The sequence below is a fragment of the Agromyces sp. NBRC 114283 genome, assembly GCF_030268405.1.
In the GTDB taxonomy this organism is placed as follows: Bacteria; Actinomycetota; Actinomycetes; order Actinomycetales; family Microbacteriaceae; genus Agromyces; species Agromyces mediolanus.
In genome coordinates this window covers 672,082-693,609 of record NZ_BSQP01000001.1, presented here as the reverse complement: position 1 = coordinate 693,609, position 21,528 = coordinate 672,082, and the positions used below count along the sequence as shown (strand labels likewise).

The following is a 21,528-nucleotide window of genomic DNA, read 5'->3' as shown; positions in this document are numbered from 1 at the left end:
TCAGCGCTCGCCGCCCTCCGCCTGCGCCTCGTCGAAGCCCGCACGGTACCCCTCGTCGTAGGCCTCGTCGGCGCCGAGCCGGAAGAGGTCGCGGTCGGAGGGCCGCTGGATGGACCGGGCGCCGGGCAGGTCGAGGTCGCCCACGTAGCGATCGAGCCCGCGCACGACGGCCACCGGCACCCCGGCGCTCTTGCCCTTCACGAGCTCGCCGGCGCCCGCGATCTCGTCGGCGACGCACGGCATGGTCACCGCGAGGGCCTTGCCCGAGGCATCCACCTGTCCGCGCAGGTCGTCGAAGACGTGCACGCCGGCCGCGCCGATCGCGATGTCGGTCTGCCCCTCGCGCCACGGCCGGCCGAGCGTGTCGGAGAGGATGACGCCGACGCGGCGGCCGGTGAGCTCGCGCAGCCCGGTCGCGAGCGCGCGCGCCGAGCCGTCGGGGTCGACGGGCAGCAACAGCACCGTGCCGTCCGGGGAGTTCGAGGCGTCCACGCCCGCGGCGGCGCCGACGATGCCCTGCCGGTTCTCGACGATGCGGGTGACGCCGCCGTCGTACTCGCGTGTCGCCACGACGCGCACCGTCTCGGCGGTGATCGCCGCCTCGCGGTCGGATGCCTCGACGATCCGGCCCTCGGCCTTGGAGACGATCTTCGAGGTCACGACGAGGATGTCGCCGTGCTCGAGCGAGGCGGCCCCCGCGATGATCGCCGCCAGATCGGCGCCCGCCGTGATCTCGCCGATGCCCTCGACGCCTTCGACGCTGAATCCCATCGTCGCCTCCTCGCTCGGCTTCGATCATGGCAGCAATGCCGGGCGCGCGGCAGTCGGGCGATTCGGCTGGGTACACTTCCAAGGTCCTGGCCGAGCACGAGGAGGAGCCGCAATGTCGCAGTCCCGAGCGTCGCGCGACGAGATCTCGGCACGCGTCTGCGGCACGATCGCCGTGGTCGCCGGCGCCGCGCTCGTCTGGATGGCCGCCTCGATCGGGTCGACGGGCGGGGAGTGGAGCTACTCGATGCTGGGGAGCTTCATCCCGCTGCTCTTCGCGCTCCAGGGCCTTCGGCTGAGCCGGGCGCCGGGCGCGAAGTGGCCTCGGTACAGCCTCGTCACCTCGATCGTCGGCCTGGTGCTCGGCGGCGTGACGTTCATCTGGTTCCTCGTGCTGCTCATGCAGTCCGTCAGCGTCTGACCGTCGGATGCGGCGGATACGCTGGATCCCATGCGCATCGCCACCTGGAACGTCAACTCGATCCGCACCCGCGTCGGCCGTGTCGTCGACTGGATGGTGCGCGAGGACGTCGACGTGCTCGCGATGCAGGAGATCAAGTGCAAGCCCGAGCAGTTCCCGCACGAGGCGTTCGAGCAGGCCGGCTACGAGCTCGCGATCCACGGCCTCAACCAGTGGAACGGCGTCGCCATCGCGAGCCGCTCGCCCATCCACGACGTCGAGCACGAGTTCCCCGGCATGCCCGGCTTCCTGAAGGGCCACGAGGGCCCCGACCTGCCCCGCGAGGCCCGGGCGATCGGCGCGACCGTCGACGGCGTGCGGCTGTGGAGCCTGTACGTGCCGAACGGCCGCGCCCTGGGCGACCCGCACTACAGCTACAAGCTCGACTGGTACGCGGCGCTCACCGAGTACACCCGCGCCCAGACGAGCGCGCACCCCGAGGTGCCGTTCGCCCTCATGGGCGACTTCAACGTCGCCCCGCTCGACGTCGACAACGGCGACCCCACCGTGATCGTCGGCCAGACGACGCACGTCTCCCCCGCCGAGCGCGAGGCGTTCTTCGCGCTCGAGAACGCCGGCGTCAGCGACGTGGTGCGCGCCCGCGTGCCCGAGGGCCTGTTCACCTACTGGGACTACAAGCAACTGCGCTTCCCCCGCAACGAGGGCATGCGCATCGACTTCATCCTCGGCTCCGAGGCCTTCGCCGAGGCCGTCACGAGCGCGTCGATCCACCGCGACGAGCGCAAGGGCGACGCGCCGAGCGACCACGTGCCGGTGCTCGTCGAGCTCGACCTCGGCGGCGACGACGACGGCGACCTGCCGATGATCTTCGGCTGACGAGCCCGCGGTTCCGCGCACCCCGTGTTACGCCATGGGTCGTGACGGGCTGACAGCGCGGGCGTCGGCTGGGTACCGTCGGGGCATCCACCACCGCCCTGCGCGCTGATCTCCCCCGATGGGCGCCGCCGTTCGGTTCCGGCGAGCCCGGAACCCGGGAGCCCAGATGCCAGCGACGCCGACGAGCACGAGCGCAGCCGCGCTGCCCGTGGAGTTCCGCGGCGTCGGTCGCGCGTTCCCGACCGCCGCGGGCCCCCGGCCGGTGCTCCGCGACGTCGACCTCGTCGTCGAGGCCGGCGAGATCCTCGCGATCCTCGGCCCGAGCGGCTGCGGCAAGTCGACCCTGCTGCGCATCGCGGGCGGCCTCGACCGGCCGACGAGCGGGCGGGTCACGATCGCCGGCAGTCCCGTCGCCGACTACGACGCGCGCAGTGCGATCGGCTTCCAGGAGCCCCGGCTCCTGCCGTGGCGCACCGTCGCCCAGAACGTCGCCCTCGGTCTGCCCCGCGGAACCCCGCGCGCCGCGGGCCGGGCGCATGTCGCCCGCCTGCTCGAACTCGTCGGGCTCGCCGAGTTCGCCGAGCACCGCCCGCGCGAGATCTCCGGCGGGATGGCGCAGCGCACCTCGCTCGCGCGGGCGCTCGCCCGCTCGCCGCACGTGCTGCTGCTCGACGAGCCCTTCGGCGCGCTCGACGCCCTGACCCGGCTGCGCATGCAGGACCTGCTGCTCGAGGTCCACGCCGCCGAGCCCACGACCGTGCTCCTCGTCACCCACGACGTCGACGAGGCGCTGCAGCTCGCCGACCGCATCGTCGTGCTCGGCACCGAGGCGAACACCGACGCGACGCCGGGAGCGAGCATCCGCCAGACCGTCGTCGTGCCCGGCACCCGGCCTCGCGACCGCGGCTCCGCCGAGCTCGCCGAGCTCCGAGGCCGCCTGCTCGACGGGCTCGGCATCGACCGGCACGGCGCCGCCCGCGGCATCCAGTCCACCAGCACCATCCCGGCGTTCCCCTACTGAGCGCGCCGGGCCCCGCCTGCACCCCACCCCCGAGGAGTCACATGTCCCGCACCAGTCTCATCCGAACCGCGCTCGTCGCGGGCGCCGCGGCGAGCGCCCTGCTGCTCTCCGGCTGCGTCGCCGGCGAGGGCCAGGCCGCCGAGCCGGCCCCGAGCGCCGAGTCCGGCTCGCTCGAGGGTCAGACCCTCGCGATCGACTTCGCCACCTACAACCCGCTGAGCCTCGTCATCAAGGACCAGGGCTGGCTCGAGGACGCCGGACTCGACGTCACCTGGGTGCAGTCGGCCGGCTCGAACAAGGCGAACGAGGCGCTGCGCGCCGGCGCGATCGAGGTCGGCTCGACCGCGGGCTCCGCCGCCCTGCTGGCCCGCTCGAACAACTCGCCCATCCAGGTCATCGACCTCTTCTCGCAGCCCGAGTGGGCGGCGCTCGTCACGGTCGACGGCACCGGGATCTCCTCGGTCGCCGACCTGAAGGGCAAGCAGGTCGCGGCGACGAAGGGCACCGACCCGTACTTCTTCCTGCTGCAGTCGCTCGAGGCCGAGGGCCTCCAGGCGTCGGACATCACCGTGCAGAACCTGCAGCACGCCGACGGCTGGGCCGCGCTGCAGAACGGCTCGGTGCAGGCGTGGGCGGGCCTCGACCCGATCATGGCCGGCGCCGAGGAGCAGGGCGCGAGCCTCTTCTACCGCAATGTCGATTTCAACTCCTACGGCTTCCTGAACGCCACGGAGGACTTCATCCAGAACAAGCCCGAGGTCGCCCAGGCCGTGGTCGACGCCTACGAGCACGCCCGCCAGTGGGCCGAGGAGAACCCCGAGGAGACCGCGCAGATCCTCGCCGACGTCGCGGGCCTCGACCTCGCCGTGGCCACCAAGGTGATCGACGAGCGCACGAACCTCGACGTCGACCACGTGCCCGGGGACGCGCAGATCGCGGTGCTCGAGAAGATCGGCCCGATCTTCGTCGAACTCGGCGACGTCGCCAGCCAGCAGCAGGTCGACGAGGCGCTCGCCTCGATCGTGAACGACACGTTCGCCGCCAAGGCGGACGCGTCGCGCTTCGAGTAAGGCGGATCCGATGACGGCGGATGCCTCGCGCGGGGACGCGCTCACGAGCACCGACCCCGGCACCGGCCGCGCCGGCGCCGGGGACGGGCGCGCGGGCGTGACCTCGGTCGATCGGCAGTCGAACGCGCCCGTCGCGGACGGCGGCCTCGCGGTCGCCGCCGCGGGGCCGCTCGGCGTCTCCGGGATCGACCGGCGCGAGGCATCCGACCTCCGTGCCGACGGCGCTGGCCCGGCCGGGCCTTCGGGCGTCGCCCCGCGCCGCCGCCTCGTCGACCTGCGCTGGTTCCGGATCGCGGGCGGGGCGCTGCTCCCCCTCGTGCTGCTCGTCGCCTGGCAGCTCGCCTCGACCTCGGGCGCCGTGCCCGTCTCGATGCTGCCGAGCCCCGAGATGGTGTGGACGGCCGGGGTCGACCTCGCCGAGCGCGGCCTGCTCGGCCTCTACATCGCGATCTCGACGCAGCGTGTGTTCATCGGCTTCGCCGTGGGCGCCGCGCTCGGCCTCGTCGTCGGCGCCGTCGTCGGGCTGTCGAAGCTCGGCGACATCCTGCTCTCGCCGACGCTCGGCGCGATCCGCGCGGTGCCCTCGCTCGCCTGGGTGCCGCTGCTCATCCTGTGGCTGAAGATCGGCGAGGAGTCGAAGGTCGTGCTCATCGCGATCGGCGCCTTCTTCCCCGTGTACACGATCGTCGCGGCGGCGCTGCGGCACGTCGACCGGCAGCTGCTGGAGGCCGGGCGGGCGTTCGGCCTGCGCGGCGTGCGGCTGCTCTCGGTCGTGCAGCTGCCCGCGGCGGTGCCCTCGGTCGTCTCGGCACTTCGGCTCGCGCTCGCGCAGTCGTGGCTGTTCCTCGTCGCCGCGGAGCTCATCGCGAGTTCGATGGGCCTCGGCTTCCTGCTCGTGGACTCGGGCAACAACGGCCGGATCGACCGCATCTTCCTCGCGATCATCCTGCTCGCCGTGCTCGGCAAGCTGACCGACGCGATCGTCGGCCTGTTCGAGCGCTGGGCCGTGCGCAAGTGGGCCTGAGCCGCGGACGGCGCTGACCGGACTCGCACCCCCGACTTGCCCGACTTCCATGAACGTCGGGCAAGTCGGGGGTGAGGCTCAGTCGGGGCGCGGCAGCACCGTCAGCACGCGCGTGGTGAACTCGAGGAAGCGGCGCATGAACGTCGCGAGGAACTCCTCGGTGCTCTCGACGGTCACCTCGCCGTCCGGGCCGATCAGCCCCGGCGTGAACTGCAGGTAGGCCTCAGGCGAGTTCATCTGCGGCGCGTTGGAGAAGCTCAGGATGCTGCGCAGGCTCTGCTGCGCGACCGCGGTGCCGATCGCGCCGGTCGACGCGCCGATCACCGCGCTCGGCCGCCCGGTGAGCACGTTCTGCCCCCAGGGCCGGCTCGCCCAGTCGATCGCGTTCTTCAGCGGCCCCGGCAACGAGCGGTTGTACTCGGGCGTGACGAAGAGCAGGGCGTCCGACGCCTGGATGGCCGCCTTGAAGTCGCGGGCCACCTGCGGGTAGTCGGCGTCGTAGTCCCGGCTGTAGAGCGGCAGCTCGCGGTAGACGATCTCGTGGAACTCGAGCTCCGGCGGGGCCAGCCGCTCGAGCGCCCCGGCGAGCAGCCGGTTGATCGAGTCGCTCGCGAGGCTGCCGATGAACACGCCCACCCGGTACGGCGGCTCGTGGTGGATGGGTTCGATCTGCATGGCGCGATCCTTCCTGCTCCGTGGCGGCGCGGAGCGGCGCCGCGCATCCGGGTCCAGCCTGCACCTGCGACCGGCCGCGCACCAGCCCCGTTCAGCGCAGGGCCCGGTAGCGCGCCCGCTCCTCGGGCGAGAGGTGCTCGCAGGCGTAGCTCAGCATGGTGCGCGGCATCCGGGCGGCGAAGCGGTCGAGGAAGCCGGTGAGCGCGGTCCGGTCGACCCGCTTGCCGACCTCGCGCAGCATCCAGCCGACGGCCTTGTGCAGCAGCGGTTCGCGGTCGTCGAGCAGCCGCTCGGCGATGGCGAGGGTGGGCGCGGCGTCCCCGCCCTTGATCGCCGCGAAGGTCGCGAGCACGGCGACCCGGCGCTGCCAGAGCGAGGCGGAGGCCGCGAGCTCCGCGACGAGCGGCGGCAGCGGCTCGTCGGCGCTCGGGCCGGGGTAGACGACCTCGCCGACGAGCACCTCGGCGCTCGCGTCCACGAGGTCCCAGTTGTCGACCCGGCCGGCGCGCACGGCCGCGAGGTACGCCTCGTGCTCGGCGCGGCGCACCGCGTCGTCGCGCCCGCGCGGCCGCCCGGCCCGGCGGAAGCGCTCGACCATGACGAGCAGCCCGGCGAGACGCTCCTCGTGGATCGGGCTCGCGACGAGCTCGGCGGTCTCGGCGGCCGGCAGCGCGAGCGAGCGCCGCACGATGGCGCGCGTCGCGGGCACCGTGACCCCGATGAAGACGTCGCCCTCGGCGTACTCGCCGGGGCCCGTCTTGAAGAAGCGGGCGGCGCCGGCGGCGCGCTCGGGGGAGGACGCCGCGGCGAGCGCGGCCCGCACCTCGGCGGCGGTCCGGAGTTCGTCTCCAACCATGCCTGCACGCTATCGCCAACCGTTTCGTCAACCAGTTGACACCATCGTGTGTCAACTGGTTGACTAGCCGGGTGAATGCGCTTCTCGGCGACCGGTTGACGGTCACCCTCCACCACCTCAGCACCCTGATGCAGCAGTTCGGCGACCGGTTCCTGCGCGAGCGCTTCGGCGTGAGCCACGCACAGTTCGTCTTCATCGCCACGCTTGCGACGATCGCCCCTCCGCCCGACATCACGACGCTCGCCGAGTGCCTCGGCATCACCAAGGCTGCGGTGAGCAAGCGCGTTCCCGGCCTCGTGGAGGCTGGACTCGTCACGACGAGCACCGACGCGGCGAACGCGCGCCGGGTCCTGCTCGAACCGACGCCGGCGGCGCTCCAGCTGATCGAACGGGCTGGGCCCGCCCTCGACGCCGCGTTCTCGGGGCTCCTCGCCGGCGTCGACGGCGTCGAGCTCGGCTCCCTGCACCGCGATCTCGCGCTGCTCGTCGCCCACCTCGAGCGGGCGGGCGCCTGAGGTGCGGCGCACGCTCGTGATCATCGGGCACCCGTTCGCCGGGAGCTTCACGCACGCGCTCGCCACGCGCTACATCGAGGGCGCGCGGGACGGCGGCGCCGACGTGCGCGTGATCGACCTCGCGCGAGACGAGTTCGAGCTCGTCGCCGCCGAACGGGCGGAGCTCCGAGCGCCGGGTGGCACGACGACGCACCTCGACGCCCGGATCCGCTCGTTCATCGACGACGTCGAATGGGCCGAGCACGTCGTCCTGGCGTTCCCTCAGTGGTGGGGCACCTACCCCGCCGTGCTGAAAGCGTTCATCGACCGCGTCGTCCTCTCCGGCCGCGCCTACCGGCACGGGCGAGGTCACGTCTCCACTCGCCTGCTCGGCGGGCGCACCGCCCGCCTGATGATGACGATGGACGCCCCGCGGGTCTGGAACCGCCTCGTCTACCGCAATGCCGCGGAGACCTCGCTGTCGCGGGCGACGCTCGCGTACGTCGGGATTCGCGCGATCGGCGTCACTCGGTTCACGCCGGTGCGCTTCTCGTCACCCGAACGTCGGGCCCGGTGGCTCGCCGCCGCCACGAGGCTCGGGCGGCGCGACGCCGCCGCCCGGTTCCGCGACCGCGCGCACGGTTCGAGAGCGGCCGCGGAGCGAGCGGCGCACCAGGGTGGCGTGCACGCATGATCACGGCGCCGAGGCGGGGCCAGGTGCGTCGCGCCGCGCGTCAGCCCCGTGAATCACGGTGCTCGCCCGGCTCAGCCGGGCTCGGACCGTCGGCCGGCTCCGGCTCCAGCTCCGGCGCCGTCTCCGTCTGCGGCTCGGCCGTGAACTCCGGCTCCGGCTCCGGCTCCGGCTCGGCCGCGAGCTCCGGCTCCGCCTGCGGCTCGGCCGCGAGCACCGGCGCGGGCACCCGGCGCGAGAGCGCGCCGAAGCCGATCAGCACGGCGAACAGCGCGAGCGAGACGACGAGGCCGACGATGCCGCCGGTGAGCAGACCCGAGGACACGACGATCTCCGACTGGCTGCCGTAGACGTCGACGGCGGTGCCGGTGCCGCTCGTGAGCGCGGCGTTGAGCGTGGCGTTCGCCTGCGAGGTCCACATCGCGCCGATCACCGTGACGACGGCGGAGCCGGCGAGGGCGATCGTCGGCACGACGAGGGCGACGGCGGCGGAGGGGCGGGAGTGGGTCATGAGGGACTCGTTTCGTCTGGTCGAGTTCGGCGGACGCCGAGACGGATGCCGGTGCGCCGGGCCGGTGCGGAGGAGTCCGTCGCCCGGCCTCGAGCGACGGTACGCACGCCCGCTATGCATCCCCTATGCCTCCGCTCTCGGATTCGTGTGCGGGCAGGCGATCGCCAGCGTGGATCGTTCGATCGGCGCAAGATTCCCGCGTCGCACCGCAACCAATCGCGGAGCGCGTGCGCCTACCCTGGGATGGGCGGCGATTCTGCGCTGCCGCAGACCACCACGACGACGGGAGGTTCCGAATGTCACAGACCACTCTTGACACCATCGTTGGCGAACCCGAGGTCCTGGAGGACGCGGTCACGCCGGAGACGATCGCCCTCGCGGCCGGGGTCGAGCAGGACCCCGCCTGGCTGGCGCTGAAGGACGCGGCGACCCGGCTGCAGGCGCTCCAGGTGAAGGACGGCTCGGTGCCGGTCGAGACCGACCGCCCCGAGGCATCCGCGCTCGTCGACACGATCGTCGAGTCCGTCGCCGCGCTCGCACCGCGCTTCCCGCACGAGGCCGCGTACCTGACGGCGCTGCAGGCCGACTTCCGTACCTGGCAGGGCGCCGGCTTCGGCATCCCCGACTTCCTCGACTCGCTCGTCGAGTTCCAGCCGCAGCGGCACCGCGTCGACGGCATCCGCCACCTCGTCGTGTTCCCGATGTACACGCAGAACGGCTCCTCCGACCGCCACGTCGAGGCGCTCGTCGTCGAGACCATCTGGCCGGAGTTCATCGCCGCCCTCGAGGCCGGCGACTACGGCAACAAGCTCTTCGTGAGCCTGCGGCTCGTCGACTTCACGCCCGGCTACGACACCAACTCGGCGGTGCTCTTCCCCGAGACGGTCGCGATGCGCGAGATCCCGCAGTTCACCTGGGGCGCGATCTTCCAGGACCGCGAGGCCGCCCGCTACCGTCGCGTCGTGCGCGCCGCGAGCGAGATCACAAAGCTCGAGCTGCCCGACGATGCCGCGAGCCTCCTCGACGACCAGCAGCTGGCCGAGCGCACCTTCGTGATGTGGGACATCATCCACGACCGCACCCACATGCGCGGGGATCTGCCGTTCGACCCGTTCATGATCAAGCAGCGGATGCCGTTCTTCCTCTACTCGCTCGAGGAGCTGCGCTGCGACCTGACCGCCTTCCGCGAGTCGGTCAAGATCCAGCGCGCGCTCGACGCCCGCCTCGCGGCCGGCGAGGAGCTCACCGAGGTCGAGGAGCAGATGCGCTCGACCGGCAAGCTCGTGCAGTACGCGGTCATCTTCGACCGCATCTTCCGCTTCGCGATCACCGGCAGCCGGGTGCGCAACTACGACGGGCTCGGCGGGCAGCTGCTGTTCGCGTGGCTGCACCAGAAGCACGTGCTGGAGTGGCGCGACGTCGAGCTGAGCTTCGACTGGGACGCCGTCGCCGACGCGGTCGTCGAGCTCGGCGACGCGATCGACCAGCTCTACTGGGAGTCGATCGACCGCCCCAAGACGGTGCACTGGCTGAAGGCGTACGAGCTCGTCACCTCGGTGGTCACGCCGAACCCCGCGTCGGTGTGGGCCGAGGGCCTGCCCCGCGAGGTGCTCGCGGGCCCGCCGAAGGGCTACACCGACCTCGTGATGGACGACGAGTTCCCGCTGTCGATGTTCTTCGAGGCGCTCGACAAGAAGATGAAGCCGGTCATCGAGTCGACGGTCGGCATCACGGGCGCCGACGAGGCCTGAGCACTGGATTCACCGGATCACCCCGGGCGCACGGAGCTTCCGTTCCGGCGCTCGGGGTGATTCGCTTCGATGGAACACGGCGAGCACGGAGCGAGCACGGAGCGAGCGGATGGAGAACGACATGGTGGATGATTCGACGAACGGGCCCGCGGGCCGGGTCGTGCTGATCGCCGGCGCGACGAGCGCCTCAGGCCGCGCCGTCGCGCGCGCCCTGCTCGACGCGGGCGCCGTGGTGGTCGCGGTCGGCAGCGACCGGGGGCGCCTCGAGGCGATGGCGGACGAGCTCCCCGGGCTCGTCACCGAGCTCGCCGACCTCACCGATCAGCAGCAGGTCTGGCCGCTCGCGATGCGGGTGCACGGCCGCGTCGGCGACGTCGACGGCGTCGTGCACCTCGTCGGCGGCTGGCGGGGCGGCGGCGGGCTGCCCGGGCAGACGGAGGAGGACTACCGCGTGCTCGAGCGCTCCTTCTCGGCGCTGCGCCACCTCAGCCGGGCGCTGTGGGACGACCTCGTCGGCTCCCCCGCCGGGCGGATCACGATCATCTCCTCGACGACCGTCGAGCACCCGACCGCGGGCGGCGCCAACTACACCGCGGTGAAGGCTGCGAGCGAGTCGTGGATGCAGAGCGTCGCACAGGGACTCGGGAAGGCCGGCGACCGCGGCGCGGCGGTCACCTTCCGGGTGAAGGCGCTCGAGGGGCTCGAGGAGCGCTTCGCCGAGCGGGTGGTCGCGCTCTGGCACGAGGATGCCGCGGCGCTGAACGGCCGGGTGGAGACGCTCTCGGCGGACTGAGTCCGGCCGCCGGATGTCGCGAGACCGACGAGTTCGACGGCGGATCGGCCGAGCCGGGAATACGTTCGCATGGTATCCCGTTGCGTCCTGGTGGCCGGGCACGGAGTCCGGCAGGAATCGGAGCACCAGTGACCACCATCGGCTACCTCGTCGGCAGCATCTCGAGCACCTCGGTCAACCGCGAGTACGCGAAGGCCCTCGCGAACCTCGCCCCCGAGGGCGTGCGCCTCGTGGAGATCTCCATCGCCGAACTGCCCTTCTACTCGCCCGACTACGACGCCGACTACCCGCTGGTCGCCCAGAACTTCAAGCAGGCGATCGCCGACGTCGACGGCGTGCTGATCGTGACGCCCGAGTACAGCCGCTCGATTCCCGGCGTGCTGAAGAACGCGCTCGACTGGGCCGCCCGCCCCTGGGGCCAGAACGCCTTCGACGGCAAGCCCGTCGCGATCACCGGCGCCTCCATCGGCTCGATCGGCACGGCCGCGGCCCAGCAGCACCTGCGTGGCATCCTGGGCAACCTGAACGCGGCCACGCTCGGCCAGCCCGAGACCTTCGTGCACGCGACCGAGGGCCTCCTGGCCGACGGCCGGGTGACCGACGAGGGCCTCGCCGAGTACCTGCGCGGCTTCCTCGGCGCCTTCGCGGACCTCATCCGCCGGGTGCAGGGCTCGCGCGCGGCCTGAGCCCGCGGCGCGCGGCGCCCGTGGCGCCCGTGGCGCCCGCAGCGCCGCACGCCGGAACGCCGCCGACGGAGGATCCGTCGGCGGCGTTCCGCGTTTCCGGGCCGGGCCCCTCAGGACTCGAAGGAGCCCGTCGAGGCCTTGAGCTCCTCGACCGTGGTCGCGCTCATCCGGCGCCCACGGGTCCCGCCGCCGAACCACACCGCGATGGCACCGAGCACGCACGCGCCGACGATGAACAGCGCCACACCCCAGGTACCGCCGCCGACCGCCGCGACGAGCGCGACGGCGATGAGCGGAGTGGTGCCCGCGCTCACCGCGCCGGCGAGCTCACGCGAGAACGCGAGGCCCGTGAAGCGCGCGCCGCCCGTGAAGAGCTCGGCGAAGTACGCCGCCTGCGGGCCGAACATCGCGCCGACGCCGAGACCGAGGCTGACGACGATGGCGAGCACGATCGGGAACGGCGCCTGCGCCCCGTCGATCAGCCAGAAGTACGGGAAGGCGAAGATCGCGGAGAACACGATGCCGAAGAGGATCACCGGCCGTCGGCCGACCCGGTCGGAGAGCCAGCCGAACAGCGGCAGCAGCACCATCGTGACCGCGGTGCCGATCGTGGTCGCGAGCGGCCCGATCGAGGAGGCGAGGTGCAGGTTGCCGACGAGGTAGGCGGTGATGAAGGCGAGGTTGATCGAGGACACCACGTTCTGCGGGGTCTGCGCGAGGAAGAGCGTGAGCATCGCCGTCTTCTCGCGGGCGAAGACCTCCTTCACGGGGGAGGCGGGCGCGTGCTCCTGCTCCTGCAGCGCGACGAAGGCGGGGCTCTCCGCGAGCTTCAGCCGGATGACGAGCGCCACGACCACGACGACCGCGCTGAGCAGGAACGGGATGCGCCAGCCCCAGGCGAGGAACTCGTCCTCCGGCAGCTGGGTGACGATCGCGAAGACGCCCGAGGCCATCAGCAGGCCGAGGTACACGCCGGCCGAGGGCCAGGCGCCGTGCAGCCCGCGGCGGCGCGGGTTCGCGTGCTCGACGGAGAAGATCGCCGCCCCGCCGAACTCGGCGCCGGCGCCGATCCCCTGCACGAGCCGCAGCACGATGAGCATGATCGGCGCCCAGATGCCGACCTGCTCGTAGCTCGGCACGAGGCCCATCAGGAAGGTCGCGACGCCCATCACGAGCAGCGTCAGCACGAGCACGTACTTGCGCCCGTGGGTGTCGCCGATGCGGCCGAAGATGAGGCCGCCGAGCGGGCGGATCAGGTAGCCGACCGCGAACGTCGCGAACGCGGCGAGCGTCGCGACGAGCGGGTCGGAGTTGACGAAGATGATGCGGTTGAAGACGAGCGCCGCCGCGGTGCCGTAGAGGTAGAAGTCGTACCACTCGAGGGCGGAGCCCACGAGCGAGGCGGCGCCGACGCCGAGCATCGAGTTGTGCTTGGCGGGGCGATCGGTCGGGGGGAGTGCGGTTCGAGACATCCTTGTCCTATTCGTGTCGAGGGTACTTCGCGGGCGGGGGAGGGTGCGGAGAACGCTGCGGGTGCGGGCGGCGGATGCCTCGGCTCACGCGACCCGGCGGTCGTCCATCGCGTCGCGGTTCCAGCTGATGCCGAGGCCGGGCTGCCCGGGGGCGACCGCGCGGCCGCCGTCGAGGCGGATCTCGTCGTTCGTGACGGCCCGCAGCTGCGGGATGTGCTCGACGTAGCGCCCGTTGGGGATCGCCGCGACGAGACTGACGTGGAGCTCCATCAGGAAGTGCGGGCAGACATCGGCGTTGAAGGCCTCGGCGAGGTGCGCGACCTTCAGCCAGGGGGTGATGCCTCCGATGCGGGCGACGTCGGTCTGCACGACGGTCGCGGCGCCGCGCTGCAGATAGTCGCGGAACTGGCCGAGCGAGTACATCGACTCCCCCACCGCGACCGGGATGGCGGTCGAGGCGGCGAGTCGCACGTGCCCGTCGACGTCGTCGGCCGGCAGCGGCTCCTCGAACCAGAACAGCTCGAGCGACTCGAAGGCACGGGCGCGGCGGATGGCCTCGGCGCTCGTGAACGCCTGGTTCGCGTCGACCATGAGGTCGAAGCCGGGACCGACGGCCTCGCGCACCGCGGCGAGCCGCTCCAGGTCCTCGGCGATGTGCGGCTTGCCGACCTTGATCTTCGTGCCGCTCCAGCCGGCCGCTTTCGCGGCGATCGCGCCGTCGACGAGCTCCTGCGTGCCGAGGTGCAGCCAGCCGTTCTCGGTGTCGTACAGCGGCACGGCGTTGCGGAAGCCGCCCGCGGCGCGCCAGAGCGGCTCGTTCGAGCGCAGGCAGCGCAGGTCCCAGAGCGCGGTGTCGACGGCCGCGAGCGCGAGGCTCGTGATCGCGCCGACGGTGGTGGCGTGGGTGCGGTCGTGCAGGCGCCGCCAGAGCGCCTCGACCTCGCGGGAATCCTGGCCGAGGAGCTGAGGCAGCAGCGTGCCGCGCAGCAGCTCGATCACCGAGCGGCCGCCCGTGCCGATCGTGTAGGAGTAGCCGGTGCCGCGGAGCCCCTCGTCGGTCGTGAGGTCGACGACGATGGTCTCCTGCTTCTCGAAGCTCTGGGTGGCGTCGGTGCGGACGGTCTCGACCTCGAGGTCGATGAGCGACGCGGTCGCCTGGGTAATGCGGGCCATGGGTTCACTTCCTTGGGAGGCTTGTTCGTAGATCCTATAGGAAATAGCTAGAGGATGCACGGAATAGGGCGGGCGGTAGACTTCCCGGATGACCCTGGGTGCCGTGAGCGTGACCATCCCCCCGCGTCGAGCCCTCGTCGACGACGTCTACGACGCCCTGCTCTCGCTGCTCATGGACCAGGAGATCGCGCCGGGCGCGCGCCTCTCGATCGACGGGGTCGCCCGCCAGCTCGACGTCTCCCCCACCCCGGTGCGCGAGGCGCTCACCCGACTCGAGGCCGAGGGGCTCGTGCTCCGCGAGGCCCGCAAGGGCTACACCGCGGCCGAGCTGCTCGACGCGGGGGGCCTCGACCAGCTGTACGAGCTGCGCATCCTGCTGGAGCCGCGGGCGGCCCGGCTCGCCACGGCCCGGCTCGACGCCGTCGCCCGCGGGGAGCTCGCGGTGCAGCTGCGCGGCATGCGGCAGGCCGCGGCATCCGACGGCGCGGAGGCCGGCTTCCGCAACTACCGCGACTTCGCCGAGCGGGATGCCGCGTTCCACCACACCATCGCCCGCGCCTCGGGCAACCCCCTGCTCGCCGACGCGATCATCCGGCTCCGCTCGCACGTGCACCTGTACCGGCTGTACTTCCAGCACGGCATCGCCGACGACACAGCGGACGAGCACGCCGCCATCCTCGCCGCGCTCGAAGCCGGTGACGCCGACGCCGCCGAGCTCGCCATGCGCACGCATCTCGAGACCTCGCGCGCCCGCCTCGTCCCGCAGGCCGACGAGGCGGCCGAATAGCCGCCGCGGCTGCCCGGCGCAACCCGCGCGGGCGCGCGGCGCCTCAGCCGCGCGGGCGGAGGCGCAGCTCCTGCATCCCGCCGTCCACCGCGAGCGAGACGCCCGTGGTCGAGCCGGCCCGCGGGCTCGCGAGATAGGCGACCGCGTCGGCGACCTCGTCGGCCGAGACGAGCCGCCCGTGCGGCTGGCGCGCCTCGAGCGCGGCGCGCTCGGCCACCGGGTCCGCGGCGCGCTCGAGCAGGCGGCCGATCCAGGGGGTGTCCGCGGTGCCGGGGCTGACCGCGTTCACTCGGATGCCCTCGGCGAGGTGATCGGCGGCCATCGCCCGGGTGAGCGCGAGCACCGCGCCCTTCGTCGCCGAGTACAGCGCGCGCTGCGGCAGCCCCGCGGTGGCGGCGATCGAGGAGGTGTTCACGATGCTCGCCGCCGAGGAGCGCCGGAGATGCGGCAGCGCAGCGCGGCTCACCCGCGCGATCGCCACCACGTTGAGGTCGAACGCCCGGTGCCACTCGGCGTCGTCGTGGTCGGCGACGGTGCCCTGGGCGCCGATGCCGGCGTTGTTCACGACCACGTCGATGCCGCCGAGCTCGGCCGCGACGCGCTCAACGCCCGCTCGCACCGCGGCGTCGTCGCCGAGGTCGAGCGAGACCGCGAGATCGGCGTGCGCCGCGTCCGCGGCACGGAGGTCGAAGACGGCGACGCGCGCCCCCTCGGCCCGCAGCCGGCGGGCGATCGCCTCGCCGAGTCCGGATGCCCCGCCGGTGACGATCGCGACGAGCCCGTCGAAGGCGCCCATCAGCCGATCACCTCCTGGCGCTGCCGGCCGAGCCCGTCGATCTCGAGCTCCACGACGTCTCCGGGAGCCAGGTACGGGAATCGCCCGGACAGGGCGACGCCCTCGGGCGTGCCCGTCAGCACGAGGTCGCCGGGCTCCAACACGAGGAAGCGGCTCAGCTCCCACACGATGCGGTCGATGCCGAAGATCAGATCGGCCGTGCGCGAATCCTGCCGCGGCTCGCCGTTCACCCAGCTGCGGAGCCGCGCGTCGTCGGCATCGAACGCATCCGCCGGCACGAGCCAGGGCCCGAGCGGGCAGAAGCCCGGCGCGGACTTGCCGAGCGTCCACTGCCCGCCGACCCGGCCCAGCTGCCAGTCGCGCTCCGAGAGGTCGTTCGCGACGACGTACCCGGCGACGTGGTCCCTGGCGCGGGCCGGGTCGTCGAGCGTGTCGGTACGGCTGCCGATCACGAGACCGAGCTCGATCTCCCAGTCGGTCTTCGCGCTGCCGCGCGGGATTGCGACGGCATCGTCGGGACCGACGATCGTGTTCGGCGCCTTCATGAAGACCACGGGCTCGGCGGGGGGCTCGGCGCCGGACTCGGCGGCGTGGGCCGCGTAGTTCATGCCGATGCAGTACACCGCGCTCGGCCGGGCGATCGGGGCGCCGACGCGGAGGCCCGCGCGATCGAGCTCCGGCAGACGGCCGGCGGCGTGCGCGTCGCGGGCGGCCCGCAGACCACCGGCGGCGAGGAACGCGCCGTCGAGGTCGAGTCGGGCGGCGGGGTCGTCGGGGATGCCCGCCAGCTCGGCGATGAGCGGGCGCAGCGCGAAGGCGCGGTCGCCGTCGAGCAGGACGGGGACCTCGTCGCCGGGGCGACCGAGTCGGGCGAACCGCATTGGCTCCTCCTTGGGGTCGGATCGGTCGACGGCCTGCACCGTCGCTTGATTCCTATATCCTATATCCACTTGGATGCGGCGAGCGTCGGCGCGACTGGGCAAGCTGTCGGTGGCTCACCGCGGACCCCGACGCCCGCTGCGGATCTCAGAGAGGAGAGCGCCTGTGCTCCGTCAACGATCGACCGTCTTCGACGCCATCGCGCATCCCGTGCGGCGGCACATCCTCGAGGCGCTCAACGGCGCGCACTGGGTGTCGATCACGGATCTCGCCGAGCGCATCGAAGTCTCCCGCTCCACCGCGTCGCGCCACCTCGACATCCTCCGCCGCAGCGGCCTCGTGAAGGCGCGCCGCGTCGACCAGGCCACTCTGCACCACCTCAAGCGCGACGCCCTGGAGCCGGTCTTCGAGTGGATCGAACCGCTCGTCGCGGAAGACGCGCTCGCGCACTGAGCCGCGACACGGCCCGCAGCGGCGCCCGCTAGTCGACCGGAGCCTCGACGGAGCCCGGCGCCTCGATCGCTCCAGGCGCGGGGGCGCTGCTCGCGGGCGGAGCGCCGGATTCGGGGCCGCCCCCTGACTCGGGCGCCTCCGTCGGCGGGGCCGTCTCCGGGCTGAGCCCGGGCGGCACGGCCTCCGGCGGGATCGCGGGGGCATCGCCCGCCTCGGCTGCGCAGCCCGCGGTGCCCTCGTCGCCCTGGAGGGCGAAGCGCCAGGCGGTGTCGCGCTGCTCGTCGAGCCCGGCGGGCTTCGGAGTGCCGCCGTTCCACCACTCCCACTCCCGGTACTCGAACCCGGCCTCGGCCATGCACGCTCGCACGGCCCGCTGTCCGGTCGACCACGCCGCGCGGTCGGCCTCGGAGACGAAGCGGGGGTCGGCCGGGTCGAGGTACGGGTTCTTCGGCGGCGTCGAGGGGGTCGGCGTTGGCGACGGTGGCTCCGGGCGCGGGCTCGGCGACGGCTCGGGCGCGGGCTTCGGGGCGGGGATCGTCGGCAGCGGGGTGGACGGCGCCGTGGGCGGGGCGCTCGGCGCCGGAGTCTCGGGCGAGCCGGCGGCCGAGCCGTCGTTCAGCTCCGTCGACCCGCCGCGCTCCGCCTCGGGGCGCAGATCGACCCCGCGGTGGGCGAGCTGCACGGCGGGGCCATCGTTGTCGCCGATCGCCGCGTGCACGCCAGCGACCGCGGCGACGGTGCACAGCGCAGCCACGCCGGCCGCAGCGATCGCGATCATCGGCCCGGAGGCCCGCGGCGCACGGTCGCGGTGCGCGTGCCTGCGGTGCGCGTCACCGGTGGACGCGGTCGCCGCGTGGCGCCGGGTCCGCTCGGGACGCGGCGCACGAGGAACATCGCGCGGACGAGGCATCCCTTTCCACCGTAGGCGAGGGATCCCCCCCCTGCAAGGGGGGCATCCCATCCCCTCCGGCACCACGGGCGTGAAGCCGAGCACCCCGGACTGCGCCCCACGCGCTACGCTCGCGCCATGGTGCGCTTTCTGATCCGGCTGGCGATCTCGCTCGTGACGGCCGCCCTCGGCCTCCTCGTCGCCTCGTGGGTGCTGCCGGACTTCCACTTGGAGTGGGGCGGCTTCCTCGTCGCGATCATCGTGTTCTCCGTGGCGCAGGCGATCCTCGGCCCCTTCGTCTTCAACCTCGCCCGACAGTACGCCTCGGCGGTGCTGGGCGGCATCGGCCTGGTGACGACGTTCCTCGCGCTGCTCATCGCCTCGCTCTTCCCGGGCGGCATCCACATCGACGGGGCGGTCACCTGGGTGCTCGCGACGCTGGTCGTGTGGATCATCACGGCGCTCGGCGGCTGGCTGCTGCCGCTCATCTTCTTGAAGGACCGCGCCGAGAAGCGCAAGTAGCCCGCAGGAACTCCACCCGTTCCGCGAACGCGACCCTTGACACCACACTGCCGTCGCGCTAATTTAAGCAAATCCTTAATTAAGGAGTTGCTTACATGACCGATCAGCTCAGTCTCGTCTTCCAGGCGCTCGCCGACCCCACCCGCCGCGCGATGCTCTCGCGGCTCCGCTCGGGCTCGGCGACCGTCGGGGAACTGGCCGAGCCGTTCGCGATCAGCCGGCCCGCGGTCTCGCAGCACCTGAAGGTGCTCGAGCGGGCCGGACTCATCGAACGCACCGCCCAGGCCCAGTGGCGCAGCTGCACGTTGCGCACGGAGCCCCTCGACGAGGCATCCGAGTGGGTCGAACGGCACCGCGGCGAGTGGAACGAGCGCTTCGATCTGCTCGACGAGCAGCTCCGCCGACTGAAGGGAACCGGCGATGACCGAGCCTGACGACCGACCGCAGTTCACGATCACCCGCATCCTCGACGCCCCGCGCGAGCTCGTCTGGCGCGCCTGGACCGAGCCGGAGCAGGCGGGCGCCTGGTGGCACCCGCGCGGCATCGACGTCGAGGAGGGCAGCCTCGAGCTCGACGTCCGCCCCGGCGGCAGGTACCGCTACACGATGGTCAACCCCGCCGACGGCTCCCGCTACCCCACCGCCGGCGTCTACCGGGAGGTGCATCCGCCCGAGCGGCTCGCGTTCACCTGGGGTTCGCCGGAGGATGCCGACGACGCCGCCCCGCTCATCACCGTGCTCCTGCGCGAGCTCGACGAAGAGCGCACCGAGATGCTGTTCCACCTCGTCGGCATCGACGCCGCCCCGGGCGACGACAACGTGTACGACGGCTGGGCCTCCGCGTTCGACGTGCTCGAGGAGCATCTCGCGGACGGGGCGCGCTGATGGGCCGCCTGACGCTCGAGCAGATCGTCTCCGTCGACGGCTACGCGGCCGACGAGCACGGCGGGCTCGACTTCGTCGAGGCGGTGCCCGCCTTCGACGTGACCGACGACGACCAGCTCGCCTACCTCGAGGACGTCGACGCGATCCTGCTCGGCGCGAACAGCTACCGCATGTTCGTCGAGTACTGGCCCGTCGCCGACCCCGCCACCGAGCCCGTCGCCGAGCCGATCGCCCGGCTGCCGAAATGGGTCGTGTCGAGCACGCTCGAGCGGGCGCCCTGGGGCGACGGTGAGGCGACGCTGCTGCGCGGCGACCCCGCGGAGTCGGTCGCGGCGCTGAAGGCGGAGCGCGCGCACGTGATCGTCTGGGGCAGCCTGCAGCTCGCGGACGCGCTGCTCGCGGCCGGGCTCGTCGACACGCTGCGACTCCGTGTCGTGCCGATGCTGCTCGGCGCCGGTCGCTCGTTCACGCCGGACGCGCTCGCCCTGCAGCGCCTGGAGCTCGACCACGCGGTGAGCTTCCCCACCGGGCACCTCGGGCTGACGTACCGGCTGGCGCGGTAGCGGGCTAGCGGGCCTCGGGAGCGACGGCCTGCGCCTCGTCGGGCGGCGTCGCCCCCGGCTCACCGGCCTGCGCCTCGGCTTCGTCGGCCTGCACGCCGGGTTCTCCGGCCTGCGCCTCGTCGGGCGTCGTCGCCGCGGCCGTGCGGTACTCGGCCGAGAGCGTGCGGTACGCCCGGGTGGCGAAGGCGGCGAGGCCGAGGGCGGCCGTCGCAAGACCGCTCACGAGGAACACGAGGGCGATGCCGCGCGCGTCGCCCTCGCCGAGGAGCCACCCCCAGGTCTCGTAGCCGGCGTCGGAACGCATGTACGGGATGATCGAGAACTGCGCGATCGGCGCGATCAGGAACGCCGTGATCGGGGCCGCGGCCGCCTCGAACGCGGCCGCGAAGCCGAAGACGCGCCCCTGCCGGGTGAAAGGCACGACCTTCTGGATGACGGTCTGCTCGGCGGCCTCGACCGCGGGCACGAGCGCCATGTAGAGCCAGATGCCGACCGCGTACAGCCACCACCACTCGCGCACGGTGAAGAACGCGCCGAGCAGGCCCATGCCGATGACGACCACGAGCATCGTGCGGATCGGATTGCGCCCGAGCCCCCACTTGGCGATGATCAGGCCGCCGACGATGAAGCCCGTCGACGCGATGCCGAACACGACGCCCCACCACTCCACCTCGAACAGGGTGAGGCCGTACGGGTCCATCAGCGCCATGTAGACGCCGCCGATGAGGTTGTTGAACGTCGAGAAGAGGATGAGCGCGAAGAGCCCCGGCGCCTGCCGGATCGCCGCGATGCTGCCGCGGAAGTCGATGGCGGGCGGGCGCCCCTCCTCGACGACGGGCTTCGCCTCCGGGATGCGCACGAACAGCAGATGCAGCAGCGAGACGAAGGTCAGCCCCACGGCGATGATCATGGTGCCGCCCATGCCGAGCAGGCCGATCGCGAGCCCCGAGAACACGCTCGTCACGATGAAGGCGAGGCCCTGCACGGTGCCGACCAGGCCGTTCGCGTTGGCGTGCCGCTCGACGGGCACGAGCAGCGTCACGGTGGTCGACAGCGCGATGTTGCGGAGGTGCTCGACGACGGCGCCGAACAGGATGACGCCCGTGAAGACCCAGAACCAGGGGCCGCCGAGATCGAGCAGTGCCCGCTCGGGCTGGAGCACGTAGAGCAGGCCCGCGAGCGCGAAGGACGCCAGCGTGACGACGCTCGACAGCATCATGACCCGGTATTTGCGATGCCGGTCGACGATCGTGCCGAAGAGCATCGAGAAGAAGGCGATGAGGAGCATGTACGCGCCGCCGATGATGCCCGTCGCGAGCACCGACTCCGTCTCGAGATACACCCAGAAGGTGAGCGCGAACCAGAGGAAGCTCGTGGTGACGTTGGCCACCATCGTGTTCACGAGCACCTGGGCGAAGGTGCGCAAGCCGTTCGCGGGCGGGGCGGGCGCGGCCGGCGCTGACGCCGCAGGC

26 protein-coding genes are annotated in these 21,528 nt (G+C 72.6%); 16 read left to right on the top strand and 10 right to left on the bottom strand.

What is annotated here, in order from left to right; translation table 11 throughout:
• Window positions 1-771, bottom strand: a complete 771-nt coding sequence (gene cofE / locus QSJ60_RS03350; RefSeq protein WP_189084269.1) for a coenzyme F420-0:L-glutamate ligase — start codon at window positions 769-771, stop codon at window positions 1-3.
• Window positions 772-883: 112 nt separating this feature from the next.
• On the opposite strand from cofE, the gene QSJ60_RS03345 reads away from it, so the two are divergent.
• The 5 genes from QSJ60_RS03345 to QSJ60_RS03325 all read left to right on the top strand — a co-directional run bounded on the left by QSJ60_RS03345 (window position 884) and on the right by QSJ60_RS03325 (window position 5,180).
• Window positions 884-1,189, top strand: coding sequence for a hypothetical protein (locus QSJ60_RS03345; RefSeq protein WP_285462542.1), 306 nt, complete (start codon window positions 884-886; stop codon window positions 1,187-1,189).
• Between the two features lie 30 nt (window positions 1,190-1,219).
• Window positions 1,220-2,065, top strand: coding sequence for an exodeoxyribonuclease III (locus tag QSJ60_RS03340; RefSeq protein ID WP_285462541.1), 846 nt, complete (start codon window positions 1,220-1,222; stop codon window positions 2,063-2,065).
• 166 nt (window positions 2,066-2,231) lie between these two features.
• Window positions 2,232-3,086 carry an ABC transporter ATP-binding protein gene (locus QSJ60_RS03335; protein ID WP_285462539.1) on the top strand — a complete coding sequence of 285 codons (855 nt, stop codon included), beginning with the start codon at window positions 2,232-2,234 and terminating at the stop codon, window positions 3,084-3,086.
• A 41-nt stretch (window positions 3,087-3,127) separates the two neighbouring features.
• Window positions 3,128-4,156, top strand: a complete 1,029-nt coding sequence (locus tag QSJ60_RS03330) for an aliphatic sulfonate ABC transporter substrate-binding protein (protein ID WP_230767456.1) — start codon at window positions 3,128-3,130, stop codon at window positions 4,154-4,156.
• A 10-nt stretch (window positions 4,157-4,166) separates the two neighbouring features.
• Window positions 4,167-5,180 (top strand): ABC transporter permease, encoded by a 1,014-nt coding sequence (locus QSJ60_RS03325; protein WP_285462538.1) that lies wholly within the window; start codon window positions 4,167-4,169, stop codon window positions 5,178-5,180.
• Between the two features lie 78 nt (window positions 5,181-5,258).
• Here QSJ60_RS03325 and QSJ60_RS03320 read toward each other — a convergent pair whose 3' ends face one another.
• Window positions 5,259-5,855, bottom strand: a complete 597-nt coding sequence (locus tag QSJ60_RS03320) for an NADPH-dependent FMN reductase (protein WP_230767450.1) — start codon at window positions 5,853-5,855, stop codon at window positions 5,259-5,261.
• Window positions 5,856-5,946: 91 nt separating this feature from the next.
• Window positions 5,947-6,711, bottom strand: a complete 765-nt coding sequence (locus QSJ60_RS03315; RefSeq protein ID WP_285462536.1) for a DNA alkylation repair protein — start codon at window positions 6,709-6,711, stop codon at window positions 5,947-5,949.
• Window positions 6,712-6,782: 71 nt separating this feature from the next.
• Between QSJ60_RS03315 and QSJ60_RS03310 the strand changes: the two genes are divergently transcribed.
• Together QSJ60_RS03310 and QSJ60_RS03305 are read left to right on the top strand one after the other, a co-directional pair.
• Window positions 6,783-7,226: a MarR family winged helix-turn-helix transcriptional regulator gene (locus QSJ60_RS03310; RefSeq protein ID WP_230767444.1), complete on the top strand. Its 444-nt coding sequence runs from the start codon at window positions 6,783-6,785 to the stop codon at window positions 7,224-7,226.
• Between the two features lies 1 nt (window position 7,227).
• Entirely contained in the window at window positions 7,228-7,899 is a 672-nt protein-coding gene (locus tag QSJ60_RS03305) for an NAD(P)H-dependent oxidoreductase (RefSeq protein WP_230767441.1), read from the top strand.
• Between the two features lie 40 nt (window positions 7,900-7,939).
• Here QSJ60_RS03305 and QSJ60_RS03300 read toward each other — a convergent pair whose 3' ends face one another.
• Window positions 7,940-8,407: a hypothetical protein gene (locus QSJ60_RS03300; RefSeq protein WP_230767531.1), complete on the bottom strand. Its 468-nt coding sequence runs from the start codon at window positions 8,405-8,407 to the stop codon at window positions 7,940-7,942.
• A 296-nt stretch (window positions 8,408-8,703) separates the two neighbouring features.
• Between QSJ60_RS03300 and QSJ60_RS03295 the strand changes: the two genes are divergently transcribed.
• From QSJ60_RS03295 to QSJ60_RS03285, 3 genes are all read left to right on the top strand, one after another.
• Entirely contained in the window at window positions 8,704-10,158 is a 1,455-nt protein-coding gene (locus QSJ60_RS03295; protein WP_189084260.1) for a DUF6421 family protein, read from the top strand.
• Window positions 10,159-10,279: 121 nt separating this feature from the next.
• Window positions 10,280-10,951, top strand: a complete 672-nt coding sequence (locus QSJ60_RS03290) for an SDR family NAD(P)-dependent oxidoreductase (protein WP_189084259.1) — start codon at window positions 10,280-10,282, stop codon at window positions 10,949-10,951.
• 128 nt (window positions 10,952-11,079) lie between these two features.
• Complete coding sequence (locus QSJ60_RS03285; RefSeq protein WP_230767436.1) at window positions 11,080-11,637, top strand: NADPH-dependent FMN reductase; 558 nt, start codon at window positions 11,080-11,082, stop codon at window positions 11,635-11,637.
• A gap of 110 nt (window positions 11,638-11,747) precedes the next feature.
• Here the strand turns inward: QSJ60_RS03285 and QSJ60_RS03280 are convergent, their stop codons facing one another.
• A complete protein-coding gene (locus QSJ60_RS03280) occupies window positions 11,748-13,109 on the bottom strand; it encodes an MFS transporter (RefSeq protein ID WP_285462532.1) in 1,362 nt (453 codons plus the stop codon).
• Between the two features lie 84 nt (window positions 13,110-13,193).
• Entirely contained in the window at window positions 13,194-14,282 is a 1,089-nt protein-coding gene (locus QSJ60_RS03275; RefSeq protein WP_285462531.1) for a mandelate racemase/muconate lactonizing enzyme family protein, read from the bottom strand.
• 88 nt (window positions 14,283-14,370) lie between these two features.
• On the opposite strand from QSJ60_RS03275, the gene QSJ60_RS03270 reads away from it, so the two are divergent.
• Window positions 14,371-15,069: a GntR family transcriptional regulator gene (locus QSJ60_RS03270; protein ID WP_285462529.1), complete on the top strand. Its 699-nt coding sequence runs from the start codon at window positions 14,371-14,373 to the stop codon at window positions 15,067-15,069.
• A 43-nt stretch (window positions 15,070-15,112) separates the two neighbouring features.
• On the opposite strand, the gene QSJ60_RS03265 is transcribed toward QSJ60_RS03270, so the two are convergent.
• Both QSJ60_RS03265 and QSJ60_RS03260 read right to left on the bottom strand, forming a co-directional pair.
• Complete coding sequence (locus QSJ60_RS03265; protein WP_285462527.1) at window positions 15,113-15,865, bottom strand: SDR family NAD(P)-dependent oxidoreductase; 753 nt, start codon at window positions 15,863-15,865, stop codon at window positions 15,113-15,115.
• A complete protein-coding gene (locus QSJ60_RS03260; protein ID WP_285462526.1) occupies window positions 15,865-16,746 on the bottom strand; it encodes a fumarylacetoacetate hydrolase family protein in 882 nt (293 codons plus the stop codon). Before QSJ60_RS03260 ends, QSJ60_RS03265 begins: the two co-directional genes overlap by 1 nt.
• 163 nt (window positions 16,747-16,909) lie before the next feature.
• On the opposite strand from QSJ60_RS03260, the gene QSJ60_RS03255 reads away from it, so the two are divergent.
• Entirely contained in the window at window positions 16,910-17,197 is a 288-nt protein-coding gene (locus QSJ60_RS03255) for an ArsR/SmtB family transcription factor (protein WP_230767421.1), read from the top strand.
• A gap of 28 nt (window positions 17,198-17,225) precedes the next feature.
• Here QSJ60_RS03255 and QSJ60_RS03250 read toward each other — a convergent pair whose 3' ends face one another.
• Entirely contained in the window at window positions 17,226-17,975 is a 750-nt protein-coding gene (locus QSJ60_RS03250) for a hypothetical protein (protein ID WP_285462523.1), read from the bottom strand.
• A 249-nt stretch (window positions 17,976-18,224) separates the two neighbouring features.
• Here QSJ60_RS03250 and QSJ60_RS03245 point away from each other — a divergent pair, with 249 nt between their 5' ends.
• From QSJ60_RS03245 to QSJ60_RS03230, 4 genes are all read left to right on the top strand, one after another.
• Entirely contained in the window at window positions 18,225-18,608 is a 384-nt protein-coding gene (locus tag QSJ60_RS03245) for a phage holin family protein (protein ID WP_230767418.1), read from the top strand.
• 95 nt (window positions 18,609-18,703) lie between these two features.
• The gene (locus tag QSJ60_RS03240; protein ID WP_230767415.1) at window positions 18,704-19,042 is read left to right on the top strand and encodes an ArsR/SmtB family transcription factor; all 339 of its coding nucleotides are present in this window, start codon (window positions 18,704-18,706) and stop codon (window positions 19,040-19,042) included.
• Complete coding sequence (locus tag QSJ60_RS03235; RefSeq protein WP_285462521.1) at window positions 19,029-19,493, top strand: SRPBCC family protein; 465 nt, start codon at window positions 19,029-19,031, stop codon at window positions 19,491-19,493. The genes QSJ60_RS03240 and QSJ60_RS03235 overlap by 14 nt, the downstream gene beginning before the upstream one ends.
• Window positions 19,493-20,056 (top strand): dihydrofolate reductase family protein, encoded by a 564-nt coding sequence (locus QSJ60_RS03230; RefSeq protein ID WP_285462520.1) that lies wholly within the window; start codon window positions 19,493-19,495, stop codon window positions 20,054-20,056. The genes QSJ60_RS03235 and QSJ60_RS03230 overlap by 1 nt, the downstream gene beginning before the upstream one ends.
• A gap of 4 nt (window positions 20,057-20,060) precedes the next feature.
• Here the strand turns inward: QSJ60_RS03230 and QSJ60_RS03225 are convergent, their stop codons facing one another.
• Window positions 20,061-21,449 (bottom strand): MFS transporter, encoded by a 1,389-nt coding sequence (locus tag QSJ60_RS03225; protein ID WP_285465248.1) that lies wholly within the window; start codon window positions 21,447-21,449, stop codon window positions 20,061-20,063.
• Between the last annotated feature and the right edge of the window lie 79 nt (window positions 21,450-21,528).